Origin of the sequence: Halomonas sp. BN3-1, from assembly GCF_003056325.1 — a bacterium.
In the GTDB taxonomy this organism is placed as follows: Bacteria; Pseudomonadota; Gammaproteobacteria; order Pseudomonadales; family Halomonadaceae; genus Halomonas; species Halomonas litopenaei.
This window is the reverse complement of the sequence record NZ_PYVV01000001.1, coordinates 46,472-68,209: the sequence shown is the minus strand read 5'-3', so window position 1 is coordinate 68,209 and position 21,738 is coordinate 46,472. Positions and strand designations below refer to the sequence as shown.

The following is a 21,738-nucleotide window of genomic DNA, read 5'->3' as shown; positions in this document are numbered from 1 at the left end:
CGTGACACGACTCGACCCCCTGATGTAGGGACTGCTGCCGGAACTCCTCCGGGAGCCAACTTCAGGACGACAAGGAGCCGGTGTGACCAACCCAGACACTCCATCCCCCGCGGATAACGACAAGCTTCGGGGCCTGCTGACCAAGCTGGACGATGCGATCGCCAGCCTTGGCGAGTCCCGGGAGTTCGCCAAACCGGCCAAGCTGCCTCGGGTCATCGATACCTGCCGCCGTGTGCTGATGCAGCCAGGAGGCTGCGCGGAAATCGAGCAGCGCGCCGAAACCCTCGAACAGGCAGGCCTGTTTCTGGGATCGGACTGGGCCAGCCCGCATATTCTGATCCCCTCCCTGACCACCCAGTCGCTCAAGAGCGCCGACAGTTCGCTGGTGGTCATCGAGGCCTTGAGCGAGTTGCGCATGCTGGCAGTCGCCAAGGGACGCTATCGCCACCACCTCATTTCCGATGAGGGGGCCCACCACTACCTCACCCAGGTCATGGCGATCAATCTGCCGCTGCTGTTTTCCGCCCCGTCGGAGGCAGAGCGTGAGACCCAGGGCCGTCTGGCCGAGATTCCCCGCCAGCTGTTTCAGTACCTGGCCGAGCGCATCGGCTACGAACACGTCATCGACGAGCTGATCAGCGAGATCTGGCGGATCCTGCAGCAGCGCCCGATCCAGGTCGATCCGGTCAAGCAGATGATCACCCAGATCGCCCTGTGTCAGGCCAACCCCGAGATCGACCTGGGCGCCAGTGGCCAGGGCGCGGACCGCCTCGTCAGCTCGCTGTTTGGCCCGACCCAGGGCTGCCGTGAGGACCCCGGCATCGAAGTCTACCGCGAACGACTAGCCAGCATGGACGCGAGAGGCCTGCAGTACGAAGCCAGCGGTTTTGCCAGGGCGATGCACGACACCGGCCTGGTCTCGCCCTATCACCCGGTGCTGCTGCGCCACCTGCTCGACTTTGGTGACAACCTGCTGTCCGAGGCGCTGGGGCTTTCGTCCACCGGCCGCGATTGCCTGCTGTGCTACTGCGATCTGGTCCACACCATGGTGCGCACCGCCATCTATCCAGAGACCGCCCAGGCCGTCTATGGGCTGGCACTGACCCTGGAACGTGGCATCCTTTACCAGCCACCGGTGGCGCCGGCACTGTGGCGGCAGCTTGGCCTCAAGCTATCCGACTGGTCCGAGGCGCGACTCCACGCCGCCTTCGGTGATGGCGTGTCCTACCGGGCCCGCCTGATGGAAGGAGTGCTGTGCATGCTGGGCCTTCCATTGGGGGTCGGCCAGGGCAACAATCCGACCTGCCAGTCGGCACGGGCGCTCTCCATGTGGGCCTACAACGACCCGGACTATCTGTTGCAGATGGTAGCCTGGGCCGCCCGCGACGATGAGATCCTGATGCACTTCGAAGGCCAGCCGATCTCGTCTCAGGAGAGCATCTCCGGCGTCGCCCAGACCCTGCCGCTGGACCTTGATCCAGTGTCGCTGCTGGTGGTGCCGCACCTGGACCGTATCTACGCCGAGATGGGGCGTCGCTGCCTGGGCCGCGAGGGTGATCCCCACCGCTGGGTCAACCCGGAGTTCCATGGCTGGTGGGCAGGACGCGGGTTTCGTATCAATGTCGACGTGGCCACCGGCCAGCTCACCGACCTGGACACCTTCCTGCGCCATTTCTATGCGAGCTACCACCCCTACTACAACGGTAACCAGCCGCTGATTCACCCCCAGCCCGCCGGCATCGCCGTCACCGACAGCGCCGGGCGCTTCATCGGCTGGCATGCCATCACCGTGTTGCGGGCCTCGCTGGATCCGTCGGGACAGATGCGCATCTACTTCTTCAACCCCAACAACGATAGCGGCCAGGACTGGGGCATGGGCGTAAAGGTCAGCACCTCCAGCCATGGAGAACGCTTTGGCGAGGCCTCTCTGCCCTTCGAGCAGTTCGCCTCGCGTCTGTACATCTACCACTACGACCCACTGGAGCACGGCGAACTGGCCCAGGTCGACCAGCAGGAACTCGACCGCGTCGTCGCCATGATTCAGGAAAGCTGGGGCGCCGACCGCATCCCGGCAGGTGGCCTACAGGCCGACGAGGGCGTCTAAAACGCCACTGGCCCGGACTTGGCGGAAGAGTGCTTCCTTCCGCCAAGTCCGGGCCAGTGCCCTTCCTTCTACCTGTGTAAACCTTTTTGAATCGTCGTCCAGACACAACAGACACCGAACACACGGTGTCAGAGGACCTGCTACCCTCGCCGCCACCCGACTCGGCTTGCCGGGCCTGCCGGTGCATGAATGTCTGGATTCAAGGTCGTCTAGCTCATTAACGTCGCCATCATGCGCTTGCCACGTGCAATTCTCAGCTAGCCATTGCTGATGGGTCGCTTGCCAGTCGACCATACATCGCCGAGTCAGAGACAATGCCGTTGACTTCCCAACGCTGTCTCAACAAGCCTTCTCGGGAAAACCCGAGTCTCTCTAGCGCTTTTGCAGAGGACTGGTTGTCCGGGTCGATCTCTGCCTCAATTCGCCGTAGCCCCAATGAATTGAAACCATACTGAATCAATGCCTCGCCTGCCTCACCAATGTAACCCCTTCCCCAAGCAGAGCGACCCAACCCAAATCCGATCTCGGCACGCCTAGATTCCGTGTCATAGCTGAACAACATACATTTACCAGCCAGCTCACCCGTAGACTTCAGATATACGCCAAGTACGAGCGATGTTTGACGTCGCATCGCATCATTACTCGCATTGATGAAGTCAATGGCGTCCTGAAGGGTTTCCCAAGGCGCAGTATTCCAATACCGCATGACCTCAGGATCAGAGAAAATTCCCAGCAGGCTGTCCGCGTCCTCAATTGCTATAGGCCTAAGTACCAATCGTTCAGTTTCCACAACTGGAAAAAATAACTCTTTCGACATTCACCTCTCCACTTTTGCGTATAACGCTGAGCAAAGCGACGCCACTTCAGTGGCAGCCAATGGCCCCGTACTGACGCGATTCGTTATGCAGTGATCTGTTGCACAAAGCCGGACTCATCCCGAACTCCAACTCGGTTGCCATCAGGATCACTGATATTGATGGTTCTTCCCCATGCACTCTCGGTAATAGAAGCTTCGATGCCCAATGACCTAATTTCCCTCAGCGCATCTTCCAGGTCATCAACGTTGAACCGCAACTTGAAACTGCACTCTTTTGGCGACTTGATTCCCTTCTTCGCCTTGCCCCCCTGTTCAACCATCAGGTAACCGCTTCCATACTCGAAACAGGCTAGTTTAAAGCCATCATCATTTTTTTCGAACAGCAGAGGAAGACCAAATAGGTCGCGATAAAAAGCAACGCTATCCGAATAGTTTTCGGAGTTCAGGATGATTCCGTAACCGGACACATTTGCGTACACAATTCCCCCTACTGCTTGACGTTTAGCGTACCGGCGAAATATGGAGCGCAGCGACAAAGCTTGCCCGCGTTCACGCGGTGGTTAGGCGAGTTTACTCCATATCGAAAAGATAACCGACATGTCGACCACAACATGGAAGGAATGGGAAGTGCTCAACCTTCTTGCGGCTTCAGCCACTTGTCACACCGCAACTAAGCCTCATTAAATGCGTGCTCGCAGCTCAAACACTTAAAATTATCGAGAATATTCTCGTCTACTGCCCTGCCCGTCATCGCTCCAGCCGTGGCACCTACTGTGCCTCCTGCCAAGGCACCCGCGATAGCTCCCGCCACTGTTCCAATCGAGGCTCCCGCTGCCGCACCAAGAGGGCCAGCAATCACGCCAACTGCCGCACCTGCCTTTCCTCCTGCAGCAGCGCCAGCAACGGCGGTTGCCGCCCCACCGGCTGCTCCACCCATCCCCCCGATGGTAGCGCCGGCTCGCTTTCCATAATTCCGCTTGTCAATCTTTAAAGATCCACACTTTGGACACTGCATTGTCACTCTCCTTCTGCATAACGCCCAGCGTAACCGGTTGGCTTTTCAGCGTCAGCGGAAAAGCCAGTCCGCGTTGATGCTATGGTTAGGCTCTTATTCATGAAGCCATGGCGCATAACTCAGACCTACCAACACTCCCTCGGGGCTCATAAACCTTGCAACTGTCTGCCCCCAGGGTTCAGTCCGGGATTCATGAACGAACTCCTGCCCCCTTTCCTTCAATTCTTTCACTGCCGCTTCCACTGCAGCTGCGTTCGCCAACTCAAATTCAATTGTAGCTGTCGGCTCAAGAACATGGTCAGGCCATTCCTCCTGCCCAAAACAAGATTTGGCCGCCATAGCGAGGGGCCATACCCCGAAATGATTCGCTCCTGGGAATTTATCCATGAAGCGATAATCGTCCATCTTTTCTAGCGGCAGACCTAGCGCATCCTCATACAAGGACGAACTTGCCGCAGGGTCTTTGGTAATTGATGCAAAGCCTGCAATACACTTGATTTCCACTCAATTCCTCCGTGGCTCATGGAGCCTAACACATGAACTCAGGGGCATTTGCGCTTTGCGATAGCAAAGCGGGTGCCGGGTCAAACGTCCCCTGCAGCAACTGGTTAGGCCACACTGGCTCAACCTTTGATGATTGTGAAAAGAAGCGCGACGATTCATCGGCGGCCTATTCTTCAACACGGCTCGTGGGGTCACGATCTTGGGTGTAGTGCCGGACAGATGGAAACGCCGGCAACCAAGACTCTCGACGGCTCGTCCAGAGTTCGTAGGTCGGGGTTAGTTGATCTGGAAAGTCCAGCGAACCTAGATTGACCTCGATTTCATCTGCGCTGCACGAATAGACCGATGAGCCACATTGTGGGCAGAAATGACGCTCCTCATAGCTTCTTGTCTCGCCATCGATCATGACTGCGTCTCTGGGAAAAACGGCCGAAGCGTGAAAGAGGGCACCATGGTGCTTGCGGCAGTCAAGACAATGGCACAGGCCGACCCGATAGGGCGGGCCTGATGCCGTAATTCGAATGGCACCACATAGACAACCACCGTTGTATGTGGTCATTCATTGCCTCCAGCGAGCAGTACGCATCCGTGCGGCCTAACGCAAAAACGAAGCGGCGCGTCTCACGCGTCCACCTTCCGTGTCTTGTTAGTCACTGCACGCATGAACAACAGGTCGCCCGTAGATTCTGATTCCACAATCAAGAAGCCAAGGCTCTCGTATAGAGAACGCGCAGCATTGTTATCCCGATATACACGAAGAGTAACGTATGCGGCACCAGTTGACCGAATCGCCTTTTCGATCAATTTCTCGCACAGTAGACGACCTGCACCTATTCCCCGAGCTTCGGGTGAAATAATTATTCTGCCTATGTGCACCGCACCTTGCTCCGCCACCCAAAACTGACCAAAACCAATACACTTGCGGTTGCTAGTGGACAAGCAGTAGCTAAAGCATTCCTCCGTCTTGAGTAGTTCAGGCAATCTCTCCGGCGCAAACGGAAACGGCACCAATGGACCAGCCCAGCGAGCACAAGCCTTTTCATCGACTACCCAGGAAGCAATAGCCTCATAATCGGTTTTCTGTGGGATTCGCAGAGTTGCTTCCATATGACTAACGCCTCAATCATACGCCGCTTCAGCGGTCGTCTGCATTGACTTGTTAGAGTTTTCCATCTGTGTGATTGAAACGGTTAAAGATACGGATGAAACGATCAAAGCAAGTATGGCAATGACAGTCCCGATCCAAAATCTACCTCGCTCCTGGCGAAGTCCGGCCAATACTGAACTCATAAGTGGGAAGTTAACACAGTTCGCATCTTTCCCGACCTTAATAGCGAAAAGATGAACACTGCTCCCATCTTCTCGATTATAACCGTACTTCTTATCTAAATGGTAGTACAACCGACCAAAAACGATATCGGCATCTACTCTCAGTTCGTTAGCAATCTTCCTACAATCCACCGGTACATAGATTTTCGAACCACGAGTCTCGTCACTACCTTCGAAAGAAACATAGCTTGAATAATATAAACGATAAACTGTATTTAGAATCTCTAAATCAGTGGGAATGCTCATGCCTCTCCTAAAACTCTAACGCCGCGTTAAGGGGTGAACAACGCCTACCACCCAACCTAAACCATTGTGCCGTAATCACTAGAACCGATACAACCTAAAAACGCCAAGCGTTGAGAGTCCCTCTTGAACGCTTTGTTATATGTCCGTACTCTTAAGCTTCAATTATATTCTAACTCGAACGGCGAGCACGGTGTACCTTGGTGATACTTGAGTTGCCAGCAAGTACCGGTAAATGCCCAAATTGAACAACGTTTAGCAAAATCACTAACTTCGCCAAATTCACTTACCAGAGCTGAATCGTACCTCAGAAGTAGGACGGAAGGTTCTAGCTGAATACATTCATACCTCTGTGAATGTATGCGAGTGCTTGAGGATTCCTCACCTTCCATCATTTCTATGATTGAGTCGAAATCATAACTCGCACCTGATTTACCGACTTCCACAAAACTAGGATGGATTAGACGCTCAATATCCGTTTTACTTTGACGTATTTCATATTGATGCAACTCGATCTCTTGCGCAATGAGAACATCCATTTGGTCTCCAAAACTTCAAAGGCATATAACATTTTTAATCGTATGCATGCTCGAATTTTCCGCGACTGATCCCGCAAAATCTTTGTTTATCCACTTGAAAACTCACGGTTCGATTTATGGACCCATCAGGTCTTGAAATCAAAAAGTGTGCATGCTCATTTTTCCCGGTAACCATGCAGAATATCGCATCGCCATTTTCTCTATCATCTTGCTTTTCAAGCCAGAATCTTGAGACTCTGCCGAAAAAGTGAGCACTCACTTTCGTCATTCCATGCATGCGTTCCGCGCGCAGACTGATGAACTGTATTTATATACAGACTTGATCCACGATTCGATGCGAGCACTACGGCACCAGTCAGGAGGCCCTTGCTGGCCTCCCCATAGTGCAGTCAATCGTTATTGATCAGGTGGCGGAGAGATAGCGGTGGGGAGCGGCGACACAAACCGTTCGGGCACCCTACCGGGGGGACATGCCATCCGTGCAAGTCCCTTCCCTGAACATCACGGTGGCGACGTCATCACTCTCTGGCGGGGAAATATCACAAGTTTCGTAGGCTGGAACTGGGTGCTGCGCGTGGTGTGACATGACGTACTAGAAGCCAAGGTTATGGCTTTGTCTTGTCACCCGATGATGCCTTTCGAACAGCATTCCCTCGCCGTACTGCTTGTCTCGCCGCCACTTGTCGCAACTCCGCACAGAACCTGTCGCCTTGTGCGATCCTAATTAAACTTGCTGATTTTCAGCATAGCCTGCGATCTTGGACATTTCGACCGGAAGGTGGCGCTAAAAATGGTTAGTCCCCGACGTAGTGAGAGCCTAGGCGGTGTCGAAACTAGTCGGTGTCGAAAGGAGACGAGTGCCAGCCAGAGGCGGACAACAGGTTAGCGAGTAGAAACTGACAGAATATGATGGAAAGCTGCGGGGACGGCTGTGGTGGACGGCTCATAGCGCTTGAGACTGGTGTGCGCGCCCTACGCAGCGTCACCGTGGCATAATGCGCCGGCATTTTCTGCCTGAACTCCAGACAGCCCGACCAAGGCGCCACAGGAACACCCCATGCCACGTCTCGACCAACTCCTCGTCAGCCAGGGCCTGGTTCGCTCTCGCACCCGCGCCCAGCGGTTGATCCGCCACGGCCGTGTCTCCCGCCGGGATGACGGCAAGGTTTTGACACGCCCCGGGGAGAAGTGCCCCGACGACCTCGCTCTGGTAGTCGCCGAGGACCCGGAGGAGCGCTACGTTTCCCGCGCCGGGCTCAAGCTGGAGGCGGTGCTCTCGGCGCTGGAATTGTCACTGGACGGCCGCCTGGTACTGGATGTGGGCCAGTCCACCGGGGGCTTTACCGACTGCGCCCTGGCCGCCGGTGCGCGCCACGTCATCGGCATCGAGGTAGGCCACGGACAGCTCGACGATAGCCTGCGGGGCGACGCCCGCGTCAGTTGCCTGGAGGGGCTCAACGCACGCCACCTGAGTGAAAGCCGCGAACTGGCGACGCTGATGGAGCGGATAGGGCAGCCGGAGGTGGCGGTGATGGATGTGTCCTTTATCTCGCAGACGCTGATCCTGCCGGAACTGGCGACGCTGCTGGCACGGGACGCCCTGCTGCTGTCGCTGGTGAAGCCCCAGTTTGAGCTGGGGCCTGGTGCGGTGGATCAGCGAGGCGTGGTAAGCGACCCCCGCCGCTACGCCGAGGTCGAGCAGCGCATCCGCGACTGCTGCGCCTCGGTCGGCTTCGAGATCCTGCACTGGCAGGAAAGTCCGATCCTCGGCGGCGATGGCAACCGCGAGTTTCTGCTACAGGCCCGCCGGCGCTAGCAACGAGCCTTACAGCAGACCATGTAGCCTTTCGCCAGCGACCGCGCTCGGTCGCCCTCAGCGCCCGCCGGCGTCTCCGCCCCCATCGCTGCCGCCGCCATCCCCGATACCGACGTCACCCGGGTCACCCTTTGCCCCGGGGGGCGGGTGGCCTTCCTGAGGGTCGCTCTTGACCCGATGCACGCCCTTCCACACGTCGCGCTGCCCCGAGCGGCGGATGTGCACATCGAGCTGGTCAAAGGCGATACGGATGCCATGCTCGGAGAACATGTCGCCGATGCGGCCGTTGAGCTCGTCGGTGGCCAGCAGTCGATCCCCCAGGGCATTCACGTAGATGCGCAGTTCGTACTCCATGGTGCTGGCGGTGTAGGCCATGAAGTAGATCTCCGGGGGTGGATCGGACAGCACCCGCTCGTTCTCCTCGGCGGCCTGCTCTAGCAGGCGATGCACCAGGCTGCGATCGGCGTCGTGGCTGACCCCGTACTTCAACGTCACCCGCGTCACGCTGTCCGACAGTGACCAGTTGATCAGCTGGTCGGTGACGAAGGTCTTGTTGGGGATGATGATCTCCTTGCGATCGAAGTCGGTCACCGTGGTCGCGCGGATACGAATCCGGCTCACCGTGCCGGTGAGGTTGCCCAGGGTAATGGTGTCACCGATGCGTACAGGCCGCTCGAACAGGATGATCAGACCCGAGATGAAGTTGGCAAAGATCTCCTGAAGACCGAAACCGAGACCCACGCCAAGCGCCGCTACCAGCCACTGCAACTTGGCCCATGACACCCCGAGTGCGCCCAGGGTCATCACCGTACCGGTGCCGACGATGGTGTAGGACAACAGCGAACTGATGGCGTAGGCGCTGCCCTGCTTGAGCTCCAGGCGCGACAGCACCATCACCTCGAGCAGACCCGGCAGGTTGCGCGCCAGCATCATGGTCACCCCGGCGATGAACAAGGCCACCAGCACGTCGCCGACACTCAGGTTGTCCTCAAGCGCCTCGCCACCCTCTCCGGTGGCGCCTTCCACCAGGGTGACGTTATCGAGGTAGCCGATGACCCCGAGGAAATCGGTCCAGACCAGATACAGCAAGGCGGCGAAGCCGATGGTCAGCAGCAGCTTGGACAGCCTCAGCGACTGCTGGTTGACCTGCTCCATATCCAGCGGCGGCTCTTCGACGATATCGAGGCCACGGTCGTTGTCGTCCTGGGCCAGGGCTCGCCGGCGAGCCAGCGCACGACGATAGGCCAGGCGTCGGGCAGCCACCGCCAATCCGCGGACCACCGCTGCCTCGACCAGGATCCACACGCCCAGCAGGTACAACGAGATCACGAAGCGGCTGACCAGACTCAACGCCGAGTAGACGTAGCCATAAAGCACGGCACCACCCAGCACCACCGGCACCATCGCCAGCGCCAGCCCCAGCACCAGACGAAAGAGCTTCACCCCGAAGAAGGGGGTGTGGGCCATGATCAGCTTGCTGAGCGCCACGCTCATCCCAATCAGACCCAGCAGCAACAGTCCGAGCCCCAGCGGGCGCTGGTTGAAGGTCACCGCAGCGTCCCTGGCAAGCGGCGCGATCAGCAGCACCGGCGCCATGCTGACGCCAAGCCACAAGAGCCACCAGCGCAGTTTGCCCACGTACTTGACCGGCCAGTGGAAATGACGTGTCGCCACGCCGTCGCTGACCAGCAGGCGACGCGACCAGGCGACCACGCCCCAGGCCAGTGAAAGCTGCAGTACCGAGTAGCCGACATCCGCTGCCACCTCGGAGCCACCGAGGGTCAACAGCAGGCCGAAGGCCACCAGGCACAGCGGTCCCGGTGCGGCCACCAGGGCGTTCAATGCCACCGCCTTGGGCGTATGCAGCTGAGAATCGTAGCGAAGTCGACCGATCTGGTCGTGCAGGGTGACCAGGCGACGCATGATCGCGCGCCTGAGCGCCAGCAGCAGCAACACCACCAGCAGTACCGGGACCGCTACCCAGGCACCAGGCCCCGGCCAGCGCCAGTTGTGAGGCAGGATCTGGCGCCACTCGCCTTCCCGCCACTCCATCATCAGGTTCTGGGGGATCTTCATCAGCCAGCCGAGATCGATGGGCCTGGCGTTAGCCACCCAGAACAGCTGTTCGTCGATGCTGGTGCGCAACTGCGCACTGATGTCGAGCAACTGCTGCTGGTTGAGCTGCATATCGATGGCAGCCGTGAGGATCTGACCGTAGGTGGGCTCTAGCTGGCTGATCAGCTCACGCCGAGAATTGAACAGTTGCACCAGCGGCTCCACCAGGGGCTCGGGCTCGTCCACCTCGGCCTGCGCCAACACCTCCCTTGCCAGTGCCTCCGGGGAGCGCAAGGCGTCGCGTTCGCTGTCGAGTTCGAACTGCGCCAGGCGTACATCGGCGATCTCGTCACGCAGGCCCGGCCGTGGCTGCACTTCGGGCAGCGATCCTCGCTGCTCACGCAGGATGCGCGACAACAGTACACTGCCGCGCACCGCCTCGATGTTCTGGGTCAGCCCCTGCTGCAGGCGACGCACCCGTTCGAGCTGGCGACGCACTTCGAGTCCGTCACGCACCAGATCGTTGGCTCGCGAGGTGGCGTTGAGCAAGTCCTTGGAGAGCTGACGGTTGGTGGTCTGGGCCGCCTGAATCACCGGATGCCGTGAGATGGCCTCTGGCTCATCGCGTACCGCCTCGGCGATGGCCCGCTCGGTCTGCTCGCGGCGCAGTCGATCGAGCCGACCCTGCAGCGCGGAGACCCAGGCCTCCTCGCTTGCCGCCTCCAGTTTCAACAGCGCGAGGCGCTGCTGCAGCACCTCACGCATACGTGTATTGGTATTGAGCTGACGCTGGTGCAGCTCGAGCTGAGCCTCGGCCAGAGCCTGGCGCGCCCGCGCCGCCACCCGCAAGGGGGCATCTTCCGGCACGTCACGACGATTGAGGTCTTCGAGCTTGACCCTCGCCTCATCCATCTCCCGATTGGCCTCGGTGATGGCCTGTTGCGCCCGCTCCGGCAGCGTCTGGGCCCCCAGCAACTGGCTCTGCACACTGGTCAGGGTATCCTGGGTCGACTGCAGCACTCGGGTGGCGTCGCTCAGGCGCTGCTCGACGGCCGGCATCTTCAGCCCCTCGAGCTCAGCTAGATTGTGCGACTCGCCTTCTTCACTCTGGCGCAGCGCTTCCTCAAGCGCCGCCAGCCGTTCGGGTGCCTCCTCGATACGCCGCTCTAGACTCTCCAGGTCACGCTCGACCTCGGCCAATTTCTCCACCGCATCGATCGCCTCTGACAGCGCATCGATCTCTTCCTGCGCCGTGGCGCTTGGCGGATCGCTGGCATTGGCGACGCGCTCGTCAAGGCGCGACTGCAGCTCTTGCTTGTCCGGCAGCCTCTTCTCGGGCGCTTCCTGGGCCACCACCGCAGATACCGACAGCAGAGACAGCAGCAACACCAGCAAGAGGGGGAGTATTCGGAACAACGAAGAAGGCGAGCTGGGCATCTTAAGAGAACTTCCTGTCGCAGCGTGGAGGAGGCGAGATTCTCAACCCAGTGTGTCAGTATGGCAATCCAGTGCAAGATTCTTCCACGAAGTTGACTCGCTGCGCCGCCATGGTAGAACAACGCCTCCACCTGTCGAATGGATTCACCCTATGACCCGCCCCGCCGTCCGTTCCTCCCTGTTCCCTTCCCTGCTGGCGCTTGCCATCAGTGGACAGGCCGTCGCCGACGGCGGCCTGACCGACGCCGAGCGCGCGGCCAAGGAGGCGCGTATCGAGGCCCTGAAGGCTGAGCTCGCCAAGCTGGAAAATGAACTCGACGATGACGAGGCCCAGCGCGAGGGTGCACAGGCCGTGGCCGTCAGTAGCGCCGGCACTTCATCGACGGTCAACGCCGAAGCCCCCGACACCACCGGTCTGCCCGCCTCCGAGGAGATCGTTGCACGTGCCTCGGGCAAGCCCATCGAGGAGACCGTCGAGGAGCGTCGTCAGCTAGAGCAGGAGTCCGAGAGCAACCCGTTCTCGATCACCACCCACCGGCGCAACTACATCCTGCCGATCAGCTACAACACCAACCCGAATTCCGGCGCCTTTCGTGCCGGTGAAGACGATGCTGACATGGACAACACCGAACTCAAGTTTCAGTTCAGTGCCAAGTTCAACATCGCCGAGGACGTGCTGTTCGACAACGCCGACCTCTACTTCGCCTACACCCAGAAGAGCTGGTGGCAGGCCTACAACAGCGACGAGTCCTCGCCGTTTCGCGAGACCAACTACGAGCCTGAGTTCTTCATCGACTTCCAGAACGACACCACCCTGTGGGGCTGGACCAACGTCAACAACCGCATCTCGCTCAATCACCAGTCCAATGGCCGCTCGGACCCGCTGTCACGCAGCTGGAACCGGGTCATCGGCACCACTTCCTGGATCAACGACGAGTGGGCGCTGGCAGTCTCGCCGTTCTGGCGCATCCCGGAAGACGATAGTGATGACGACAACCCCGACATCGAGGACTACGTGGGTTATGCCGACGTCACCGTGGCCCGGCAGATGTTCGACACTCACGAAGCCAGCCTGCTGATGCGCGGCAACCCCGACGAAGGCAACTACGGCACCCAGCTCGACTACTCCTGGCCGCTGTTCGGCAAGGTGCGTGGGCACGTGCAGTACTACTATGGCTACGGCGAGAGCCTTATCGACTACGACGAGCGCGTCAATCGCCTGGGTATCGGCTTCAGCATGAACCCGCTGTTCTCGGCGGGCGGCTTCAATCCGTGATGCCGGCGGCGGCCAATTGTGCTTCTTTGCACAGTCGGCCGCCGGCCATTGCCGTGACTGCTATTCTGATGCGAGCATGAACGGGTAAAGATTCATCTTTGGTACCGTTAATCCACCTGCGTCAAAGGAAGACACGATGGCTACACGAAGCTCCAGCACCACCGCTAGCAAGTCCAACGCCAAGAGCGCTGCAAGCGACGCGGACACCAGCAGCTCCAGCGCCTCCACCGAGCAACTCAGGGACGACCTCAAGCAGCTGTCGAGCACCCTCGAAGACCTGCTGAGCGCCACCGCCGACGACTCCAGCGAGACCGTCAAGGAATGGCGCAGCAAGGCAGAGGCACGACTGAAGGATACCCGTGCTCGCCTCGAAGCCACTGGAGAGCGCGTCTACCGTCAGACCCGCGACAGCGTCACCGACCAGGTCGATGCCTGTGATCGCTACGTCCACGACAACCCCTGGAAGAGCATCGGCATCGGTGCTGCCGTCGGCTGCATCGTCGGTATGCTGATCGGGCGGCGCTGATGGCAGACAGCCAAGGACCGGCACAACGGCTATTCGGGGCGGGCAAGCGGGTCCTCTCGACCTTGATCGCCACCGGCGAGACGCGCCTGCGTCTCGCCGTTCTGGAACTCGAGGAAGAACGCGCTCGACTGGTAACCCTGGCCCTTTTGCTGGGGCTGAGCATGGTGCTGTTGATGCTCGGCATCGCCACCCTGACGGCCTTCGTCGTGGTCCTGTTCTGGAACTCCTTCCGGCTTACCGCCATCGCCGTATGCGCGGCGGTGCTTCTGGCAGGAGGCGTCGGGCTGGCCCTGGCGGCGATGCGCCTGGCACGTCGTCGCACGCTGCTGGTCAGCACCTTGAAGCACCTGGCCCTGGATCGAGAGCTTGCCGAAGAATCGATGCGGCCCGACGTCGATGAGCCACATCGTCGATGAGCCGCCATCTTTCTGCCGACACGTCAGGGAGCAATGCCATGAGCCGCGATGACCGCCGTGCGAGCCCCTCTCGCGCCGAGCGCAAGGCCGAACTCGAGGCCACCATCGAACAGCAGCGGCTGGACATCCTGCTGGCCTCGCGCCGTTTCCATCTTGCCGGAGAGCGCATCGACGCCGGCTGGCAGGCGCTTAGTCGCTATCGCACGCCGGCCCTGCTTGCCGCCGGCACGGCGCTGATTCCCGTGCTGCGCCACCCCGGCCGACTGGCTCGCTGGGGTCGCAAGCTGGTGGTGACCGGTCTCGCCATCCAGCGCGTCAGGCGCCTGGTCAAGCGCTGACAGGACACCGCCCCCTCACTGTCCGGCCCCTCTGCGCCCAGCCCCTCTGCGCCCAGACCTTCAGCGCCCAGACCTTCAGCGCCCAGAACTTCAATCAAGAAAGGTTGTTGTTGCAGCGACTACCAAGACCGTATACAAAACAACGTCAATATCCCCTGGCGAACAACGCCATTCACTGCACAAAGCTGTGCTAAAGTCGTTGTTCTAGTTCATCAAATTCACGGGGCGAATTGCGATGCGGATGTTGTCGCTTTACAGCATCAAGGGGGGCGTGGGCAAGACGGCGTCGGCGGTCAATCTAGCCTGCGAAGCCGCCGCCTGTGGCCACAGGGTGCTGCTGTGGGACCTGGATCCCCAGGCGGCAACGACGTTCTATCTGAAGATCAAGCCCAAGATCCGCGGTGGCGTCGAGAAGCTGGTCAAAGGCAAGGCGGCCTTCAACAAGGTCATCCGCTCGACCAACGTGGATGGCCTCGATGTGCTGCCGGCCTCGCTGGACTCCCGCGAGATGGACCAGCTGCTCGAGCATCATGGCTCCAGTCATCTGCGTCAGATCCTCGGCAAGGTACGCGACGAGTACGATCTGGTCATCCTCGACTGCCCACCGACGCTATCCCACATGTCCGAGAACATGTTCACCAGCGTCGACGCCCTGCTGGTGCCGGTGGTGCCTTCCACCCTTTCGCTACGCACTCTGGAGCAACTCGAGACCTTCCTCGACGACCAGGATCTGGTCTGCCCGCTGTGGCCCTTCATCACCCTGGCCGATCGTCGCCGCACCATGCATCGCGAGGTGATGGAAAGCTTCGGCAAGCGCTGGCCGCTGCGGCTGTCCAGCGTCATCCCGGCGGCCAGTGCGGTCGAGCGCATGGGGCTTGAGCGCGCCCCAGTACGCCACTTTGCCCCCTATACCCCAGCGTGCCGCGCCTACGCCAGCCTGTGGAAAGAGATCGAACAGCGCGTGGCCTGACTGAACGGCCCGAGGCTTGTTCTCGGGCGCGCCCTCAGGGCCGCCCTGGGTCTTTTTCAGCGCTATTGCGGAGCCTTCATCAGTGTCACGGCCTCATTGATCCGGGCCTCGAGACGCTCCAGGCGCGGCTTGCGACATAGCGCCTGCACCCGCTTGAGGTTCTGCTCTGTCTGCGCCTCGTGGTGCGCGTGCAGCAGCATGAAGCCGCGTAGATGGCGAGGCGCGGTGGCCCTGGGTGAGGCCTGCTCGAGCGCTGCCTCCAGGCGATCCAGGGTTTCTTCCTCGGTATGCAAGAGCGCCGCCGTGGTCAGCACGTCGCCCCTCACCAGGTCGTCGTGGAGATCGCCAAAGGCATCCTGAAAGGTCTTCAGCTCTTCCTCGAGCTCGGCGAAGACCTCGCCCTGTTCCCGCCAGGGACGCAGCAGGTAGCGCAGCCGCTTGCCGGTGATACGCGGACGGTGCAGCGTCTCTTCTTCCTCGCGCCCTTTTACCGCGGCGAGCTCCTCAAGCCAGCCCTCACCAAGCCGGGCCAGCACCTGGGCCGAGGCGTCACCAAACCGAGGCTCCTTGCCGGCCTTGTTGCTGCCTTTTTTCTTGTCCTTGTTCTTGTCCTTCTTCTTGCTGTCCTTGTCTTTGCCCTTGTCCTTGAGAGCGGCCTTGCCGGCAGCCTCGCGCAGGCGGGTGTCGAGCAGCGGAAACCCCGCCACACTGGCGTCGATGGAGGCGTACTCCTGTTCCACCTGCGCCGCCAGGCGCTCCCGCCACCAGCCGATGGCGCCACGCTCCGGCGCTCCCGTCGTCTTGGCCACACTATCGAGCCAGGCCAGCATCACCTCACCGTCACGAGCGTCGTTGGTGGCTCGCGCCAGCGCCGTCAACTGGCGCAACAACGCCTTGTCGATCGCAAACCCCGGCTGATCGCCAAACTCCTTGATGGTGCTGCGCAGGCGCCTCAAGGCCACCCGAAAATCGTGCAGCCCTTCGCTGTCCTCGGGTTCCTGGATGCGCGGATAGGCCTGACGAGCCTCATCGAGCATCTCAAGGATGACGGCTTCAAGCACCGTCCCCAGCCGCCGTTGTCCCAGCGCCTTGGCCATACACTCTCTCCTGAACAAGAAATAGATGATGCATTCAAGCGTAGCGCAGAAACTCAGCGATCCGACAGTCCGCCGGCCAGGCGCATCAGGCGTACCGCCTCGGCGCGATAGCCGTAGCGGTCCTTGCCCTTGCTGGCCTCGGCCAGCGCGATAGCCTCATCCCACCCCCAGTCGCCCAGGTAGCGATCGTCACCCAGCAGCTGGCCGAAGCCTGCGATGGCGGCGGCGAAGGACGCCTCGCTGTCGGCTGTCGTCACGCCTGGCGAGATCGGCGTCTCGATCAGGCGGCTTTGCGACTCCCCCGGCACCTTGTAGCGCAGCGCCACATGCCCCAGCTCGTCATGCTGGCCCCCCGTCACTTGCTGTCCCTGCTGATAGCGAGATGGCCGGGTCAGGGCAGCGCTCGAGCCCACAGGGGCAATCTCGTAGAGCGCCGTCACCTGATGACCCGCACCGATGTCGCCGGCATCGACGCGGTCGTTGCGGAAGTCCTCTCGCCTGAGCGCGCGGGTCTTGTAGCCGATCAAGCGGTACTCCTGCACCCGCGCCGGATTGAATTCGACCTGCACCTTGACGTCGTTGGCGATGGGCTCGAGCGACGCCGCCAGTTGGTCCACCAGCACCTTCTGCGCCTCGGCCAGACTGTCGATATAGGCGGCCTGGCCGTTGCCATACTGGGCCAGCGACTGCATCACGGCGTCGTCGAGATTACCTCGGCCAAAGCCCAGCACCGACAGATACACGCCGCCCTCACGCCGGTCGGCGATAAAGCGCTCGAGCGCCTCGGGATCACTCAGGCCAAGATTGAAATCGCCGTCGGTGGCCAGCAGCACCCGGGTCGTCTCGTCCTCGCCGTTCATCTGCCCCGCCAGCCGATAGGCCTGGCTCAGGCCGGCTTCGCCGGCGGTACCGCCGCTGGGCGCCAGGCTCTCGAGCGCTTGCATGATCTCCTCTGTGTTCGATGCCTCAGTCGGTGCCAGTGCCACCCCGGCGCTGCCGGCGTAGGTGACGATGGCGACCTCGTCGTCGTCATTCAGCTCACCCAGCAACAGCGCCATGGAGCGCTTGAGCAAGGGCAGCTTGTCTGGCGAGCGCATCGAGCCGGAGGTGTCGATCAGCAGCACCAGGTTGACCGGCGAGCGGGGGCCAGGCGTGGCCGCCCTGCCCTGCAGCGCCACGCGCACCAGCTGACGCTCGGGATTCCACGGCGAGGCAAAGACATCGACCATCGGGCGAAAGGCCTCGGCGTCCGGCTGGGGGTAGTCGTAGCCGAAGTAGTTGATCATCTCCTCGATGCGCACCGCCTGGGGCGGCGGCAACTGTCCCTGCATCAGCGAAGAACGCACCACCGCGTAGCTTGCCGTGTCCACGTCCACCGAGAAGGTCGATACCGGCGTCTCGGCGGTCACCCTGACACTCGAGGCGTCGAACTCGGGATAGGCTTCCGAGGAGGCGGTGGGCATCTGGACCGAAGGTCCCGGGCTCGGCAAGGGCGCTATCCGTGCGACCTCCTGACTCGGCATCAGGCCGCGCATCTCCATCGATGTCGAAGGAGAGAGCGACGTCGATGGTGAAGAAGAGAGCGCGGGAGATCGCGACACAGAGAGCCTGGGAGCCTCGGCCAACTGAGTGACCTGCCCCGCAGACTTGCTTTCCGTCTCGACAGCCGTCACGACGGCCGTATCAAGGGGCATGTCACCGGCCATCTGGTCTGCCACCGGTCCTGTCTTGCTCGCCACAATCGCCAGACGTTCGCCCTCGGTCGACTCAGGGGCAGACTCGGGCTTGCTGGCAGTTCGAGGTGGCGAGACGGCCATCTCGGCATCCTGGCTCGGCTCGGGCCCTGTCATGGCGTCGAAGTCCTGGGCCTGGGGCCACAGCAGGTAAATCCCCAGTGACAACGCCGCCAGCGAGGCGGCGGCAGCCACTGATGGTCGACGATGCAATGGACGACGGTGTGACGGGCTGTGGCTAAGCGATCGGTTCATGCTGGCATCCCTCCGGGGTGAACGCGGCCGCGACCTGATGTCGTCGCGACCTTCCCCCGAGAGACGTGGCTCGGCCCTGGACTCTTGGTCGGCGGCCTGACGTTGATCGAACCGGTCAAGCGCCGCCTTTAGATGCCCGGACTTCACCTCCGCCTGCGGCGCGGGTGCCGATGACAGGGCCCGTTCGAGGCGCTTCAGCTCATCACTCATATTCCCTCCTCCGCCTGGGCCAGCGCGCTCAATTGTCGTTTCACCTCGCTCATGCGCCAGGCCACGGTACCCTCTGAAACCTCCAGCACCTCGGCCACCTGCGCCTGGGTCATGCCTTCGCCCAGCGACAGCGCCACGGTGTCACGCAGCTCAGTCGACAGCGTCGCCATCGCCCTGGCGAGCCAGCGCTGTTCATCGTCGCGCTGTCGATTGCGCTGGTGTCGGCCACGCTCCCAGGCCTCCCAGCCCTCGGCAGCCTTGCGCCGCGTGGCCTGCTGCCGGCGACGATCGTGGGCGGCGTTGACCGCGACCCGATAGAGCCAGGTAGTAAAGGCGGCGCGCCCGTCGAAGCGGATTAGCTTGTCCGGCAAGGCCAGGCAGATGTCCTGGGTCAGATCCTCGGCCTCGGCGCGGCTGCCGGTCAGCCGCCAGGCCAGCGCAAACAGCCGGTCGTAGTGGCGAGACAGCAGGCACGCAAAGGCCTCACGCTCGCCTCCGGCGGCGCCCTTCACCAGTTCTACATCCGTTGGCGCCCGGGTTTCGGGCTCTTGAATCGACAAGTGGCCGCTCCTCGCGGTCGGGCTCTCGGAAATACACATCAGCCCACAGGGGGGCATCTACATGTAAAGACGTCGCTGGTAGCCGATTCCTTGGGCGGCTGAGAAAAAAAGTGGCGGACAGGGATCGCTTGAACAGGAAGCCTCCACGTCTGCAAACGGTAGTAGCACAAAAAGAGGCGGCCCGTAGGCCGCCTCCCCCGCGATTTACCACCTGGGCTTGCGCTCAGGTCCAGGACGCCAGGTACCGCGGCGTCCTGGCTTTGCTGCCTTGCGCTCCTCAGGAGGGCAGCGTACCGGCGCTCTTGTGGCGCCAGCGTTGCACGCCCCAGATCGCCGCGCCCAGTCCCAGGCCGATCAGATCGGTGACGAGGCCACCGGAGATCATCGCCAGGGCGGCTGCCCCAAGCACCACACGCTGGAGCAGATTCGCCGGAGCCGCCAGGAAATAGCCCTGAAGCGCCGCCGCCAGCAGATAGATGCCGATACCGGCGGTGATCGCCACCCTCAGGATCGCCCACCAGGTCCCCTGCATCAGAAGCTCGGGGCTGTAGAAGAACATGAAGGGCACGATGAACGCCGCCAGGCCGAACTTGAACGAAGTGGCCGCGGTCTTCAGCGCATTGGTGTTGGAGATCGCCGCCGCCGCGTAGCCGGCCAGCGCCACCGGTGGCGTGATCGCCGACAGAACCGCGTAGTAGAACACGAAGAAGTGTGACACCAGCGGCGAGATGCCGATCTGCTGAAGCCCCGGCGCCACCACCGACGCCGCCACCGCGTAGGCCGCCGTGGTCGGCATGCCCATGCCAAGCAGAATCGAGATGCACATGGCGAAGAACAGCGCCAGGAAGTGGCTGGTGTCGGCCAGCCCCAGCAGCATGGAGGCAAAGCGCGCACCGACGCCGGTCAGCGAGATCACGCCGACGATGATGCCGGCACAGGCGCACACTGCGATCAAGGGCACCGACATTCGGGCCCCCAGTTCCAGCGCCCGCAGCAAGGCCTTGGGCCCCATCCAGTGCGGCGTCAGCCAGGACACCACGGCGGCGCTGGCCATCGCCAGGGTGCCGGCACGGATCACCGAATAGCCCATGAACAGGGTGGTGATCAGGATGATGATCGGCAGGAACAGATAGACCCGCTTGAGCATCTCGGTGACCAGCGGCAACTGGTCCTTGGGCAGACCCTGCATGCCGTCGCGGCGGGCTTCCAGGTCCACCATCAGATAGATGGCGAGGAAGTACAGCGCCGCCGGTATCAGCGCGGCGAAGGCGATCTCGGTATAGGGGATGCCGGTGATCTCGGCCATGATAAAGGCGCCGGCGCCCATGATCGGCGGCACGATCTGGCCACCGGTGGAAGCTGCCGCTTCGATGCCGCCCGCGCTGAGCGGATGGTAGCCCACCCGCTTCATCAACGGGATGGTCAGCGAGCCGGTGGCCACCACATTGCCCGCCGAGGTGCCGTTGATCATGCCCATCAGCCCCGAGGCGAACACCGCCACCTTGGCCGGGCCACCGCGCGAACGCCCGGCCACGGCGAAGGCGAAGTTGACGAAGTAGTCCCCGACCTTGGAGGCCTGCAGAAAGGCGGCGAAGGTGATGAACAGGATGATGTAGGTGGACGACACCGCGGTGGTCGGCCCCAGCACCCCGCTGTCGGTGTACAAGTAGGTGAAGAAGCGCTTGGCCGTGTAGCCGTCATGTTCGAGGATGCCCGGCAGGTAGGGCCCGGCAAAGGCGTAGAGCAGGAAGACACTGGTGATGGCGATCAGCGCCAGACCGGCGATACGCCGGGTCAGCTCCATGATCAACAGCACCCCACTGGCCGAGACCAGCAGTTCAGGCGTGCCCACCAGCGGAGTGCCCGCCGCCATGCGCCAGCGTCCCAGTACGAAGATCAGAAAGGCCGCCACCACCAGCGCCGATACCATCAGCGCCAGATCCGGCCAGTGAATGCGATCACCACGACTGGGAAAGCACCAGCTCGATACCACCCCCGCCACGCTGGCGATCGCCAGCGCCACCGCCAGATGCAGCGGCAGCCAGTTGGTCACCGCCACACCAGGGCCTTCACTAAGCCCCCACAGGGCCAGCGCGCAGGCGCCCGCGTAGCCACTGGCGAGTGCCGTGATCAGTGCAGCGATTCGCTCGAGTCCTGCTGGCCTTGAGCCCTTGCCGGCCCCGCCTTCAGGGTCCACCGACATCGCTGCGGTGATGGCGAAGCCGACCATCAGTCCACCGGCGATGTGCAGAATGCGAAAGGTCCAGGTCTCGATCGGTGCGATATTCAGCGCGTAGAGGTGCATCGCGGTAAACAGCACGCAGCCGAGCATCACTGTCCTGCCGACCAGCCCGCCGAGGACGCGCTCGTTGTGGGCACGGGGCAGCTCGTCGGCGCCATCCGCCACCACCGTCTGAAGCGGAGCCACCTCGTCGGCGGGCTCCGGTTGTCTTGTCGTTGTCATCTCGCTGTACCTCAGGTCACGAGGGCCGAGGCCC

19 protein-coding genes are annotated in these 21,738 nt (G+C 61.5%); 7 read left to right on the top strand and 12 right to left on the bottom strand.

Features of this window, described 5'->3' with window-relative positions:
* The first annotated feature begins 82 nt into the window (after positions 1-82).
* Positions 83-2,104, top strand: coding sequence for a hypothetical protein (locus C9F12_RS00300; protein ID WP_045993196.1), 2,022 nt, complete (start codon positions 83-85; stop codon positions 2,102-2,104).
* Positions 2,105-2,357: 253 nt separating this feature from the next.
* On the opposite strand, the gene C9F12_RS00295 is transcribed toward C9F12_RS00300, so the two are convergent.
* The 7 genes from C9F12_RS00295 to C9F12_RS00260 all read right to left on the bottom strand — a co-directional run bounded on the left by C9F12_RS00295 (position 2,358) and on the right by C9F12_RS00260 (position 6,551).
* Positions 2,358-2,921 (bottom strand): GNAT family N-acetyltransferase, encoded by a 564-nt coding sequence (locus tag C9F12_RS00295; RefSeq protein WP_108447615.1) that lies wholly within the window; start codon positions 2,919-2,921, stop codon positions 2,358-2,360.
* An 83-nt stretch (positions 2,922-3,004) separates the two neighbouring features.
* A complete protein-coding gene (locus tag C9F12_RS00290; protein ID WP_240184118.1) occupies positions 3,005-3,457 on the bottom strand; it encodes a VOC family protein in 453 nt (150 codons plus the stop codon).
* A gap of 572 nt (positions 3,458-4,029) precedes the next feature.
* Positions 4,030-4,440, bottom strand: coding sequence for a VOC family protein (locus tag C9F12_RS00280; protein ID WP_108447612.1), 411 nt, complete (start codon positions 4,438-4,440; stop codon positions 4,030-4,032).
* Between the two features lie 166 nt (positions 4,441-4,606).
* On the bottom strand, positions 4,607-4,999 hold the full coding sequence (locus C9F12_RS00275) for a GFA family protein (protein WP_108447611.1): 393 nt from the start codon (positions 4,997-4,999) through the stop codon (positions 4,607-4,609).
* A gap of 62 nt (positions 5,000-5,061) precedes the next feature.
* On the bottom strand, positions 5,062-5,547 hold the full coding sequence (locus tag C9F12_RS00270) for a GNAT family N-acetyltransferase (protein WP_108447610.1): 486 nt from the start codon (positions 5,545-5,547) through the stop codon (positions 5,062-5,064).
* 12 nt (positions 5,548-5,559) lie between these two features.
* A complete protein-coding gene (locus tag C9F12_RS22380) occupies positions 5,560-6,015 on the bottom strand; it encodes a hypothetical protein (protein ID WP_162816342.1) in 456 nt (151 codons plus the stop codon).
* A 158-nt stretch (positions 6,016-6,173) separates the two neighbouring features.
* A complete protein-coding gene (locus tag C9F12_RS00260) occupies positions 6,174-6,551 on the bottom strand; it encodes a DUF4440 domain-containing protein (protein ID WP_108447609.1) in 378 nt (125 codons plus the stop codon).
* A gap of 1,057 nt (positions 6,552-7,608) precedes the next feature.
* On the opposite strand from C9F12_RS00260, the gene C9F12_RS00255 reads away from it, so the two are divergent.
* On the top strand, positions 7,609-8,367 hold the full coding sequence (locus C9F12_RS00255; protein ID WP_108447608.1) for a TlyA family RNA methyltransferase: 759 nt from the start codon (positions 7,609-7,611) through the stop codon (positions 8,365-8,367).
* Positions 8,368-8,424: 57 nt separating this feature from the next.
* On the opposite strand, the gene mscK is transcribed toward C9F12_RS00255, so the two are convergent.
* On the bottom strand, positions 8,425-11,859 hold the full coding sequence (gene mscK / locus C9F12_RS00250) for a mechanosensitive channel MscK (RefSeq protein ID WP_108447607.1): 3,435 nt from the start codon (positions 11,857-11,859) through the stop codon (positions 8,425-8,427).
* Positions 11,860-12,010: 151 nt separating this feature from the next.
* Here mscK and C9F12_RS00245 point away from each other — a divergent pair, with 151 nt between their 5' ends.
* The 5 genes from C9F12_RS00245 (at position 12,011) to C9F12_RS00225 (ending at position 15,385) form a co-directional block, all read left to right on the top strand.
* A complete protein-coding gene (locus C9F12_RS00245) occupies positions 12,011-13,135 on the top strand; it encodes a phospholipase A (protein ID WP_108132605.1) in 1,125 nt (374 codons plus the stop codon).
* A 136-nt stretch (positions 13,136-13,271) separates the two neighbouring features.
* Complete coding sequence (locus C9F12_RS00240; protein ID WP_045993309.1) at positions 13,272-13,661, top strand: YqjD family protein; 390 nt, start codon at positions 13,272-13,274, stop codon at positions 13,659-13,661.
* Entirely contained in the window at positions 13,661-14,077 is a 417-nt protein-coding gene (locus C9F12_RS00235) for a phage holin family protein (RefSeq protein WP_045993310.1), read from the top strand. The genes C9F12_RS00240 and C9F12_RS00235 overlap by 1 nt, the downstream gene beginning before the upstream one ends.
* 38 nt (positions 14,078-14,115) lie before the next feature.
* Positions 14,116-14,415 (top strand): YqjK-like family protein, encoded by a 300-nt coding sequence (locus C9F12_RS00230; RefSeq protein ID WP_045993311.1) that lies wholly within the window; start codon positions 14,116-14,118, stop codon positions 14,413-14,415.
* Between the two features lie 235 nt (positions 14,416-14,650).
* Positions 14,651-15,385, top strand: coding sequence for a ParA family protein (locus C9F12_RS00225; RefSeq protein ID WP_108447606.1), 735 nt, complete (start codon positions 14,651-14,653; stop codon positions 15,383-15,385).
* A gap of 62 nt (positions 15,386-15,447) precedes the next feature.
* Here C9F12_RS00225 and C9F12_RS00220 read toward each other — a convergent pair whose 3' ends face one another.
* The 4 genes from C9F12_RS00220 to C9F12_RS00205 form a co-directional block, all read right to left on the bottom strand.
* Positions 15,448-16,482, bottom strand: a complete 1,035-nt coding sequence (locus C9F12_RS00220; protein WP_108447605.1) for a CHAD domain-containing protein — start codon at positions 16,480-16,482, stop codon at positions 15,448-15,450.
* 53 nt (positions 16,483-16,535) lie between these two features.
* A complete protein-coding gene (locus C9F12_RS00215; RefSeq protein ID WP_162816341.1) occupies positions 16,536-18,470 on the bottom strand; it encodes a VWA domain-containing protein in 1,935 nt (644 codons plus the stop codon).
* 206 nt (positions 18,471-18,676) lie between these two features.
* Entirely contained in the window at positions 18,677-19,240 is a 564-nt protein-coding gene (locus C9F12_RS00210) for an RNA polymerase sigma factor (RefSeq protein ID WP_205254604.1), read from the bottom strand.
* 277 nt (positions 19,241-19,517) lie between these two features.
* On the bottom strand, positions 19,518-21,572 hold the full coding sequence (locus C9F12_RS00205; protein ID WP_108447954.1) for a TRAP transporter fused permease subunit: 2,055 nt from the start codon (positions 21,570-21,572) through the stop codon (positions 19,518-19,520).
* Positions 21,573-21,738: the final 166 nt, after the last annotated feature.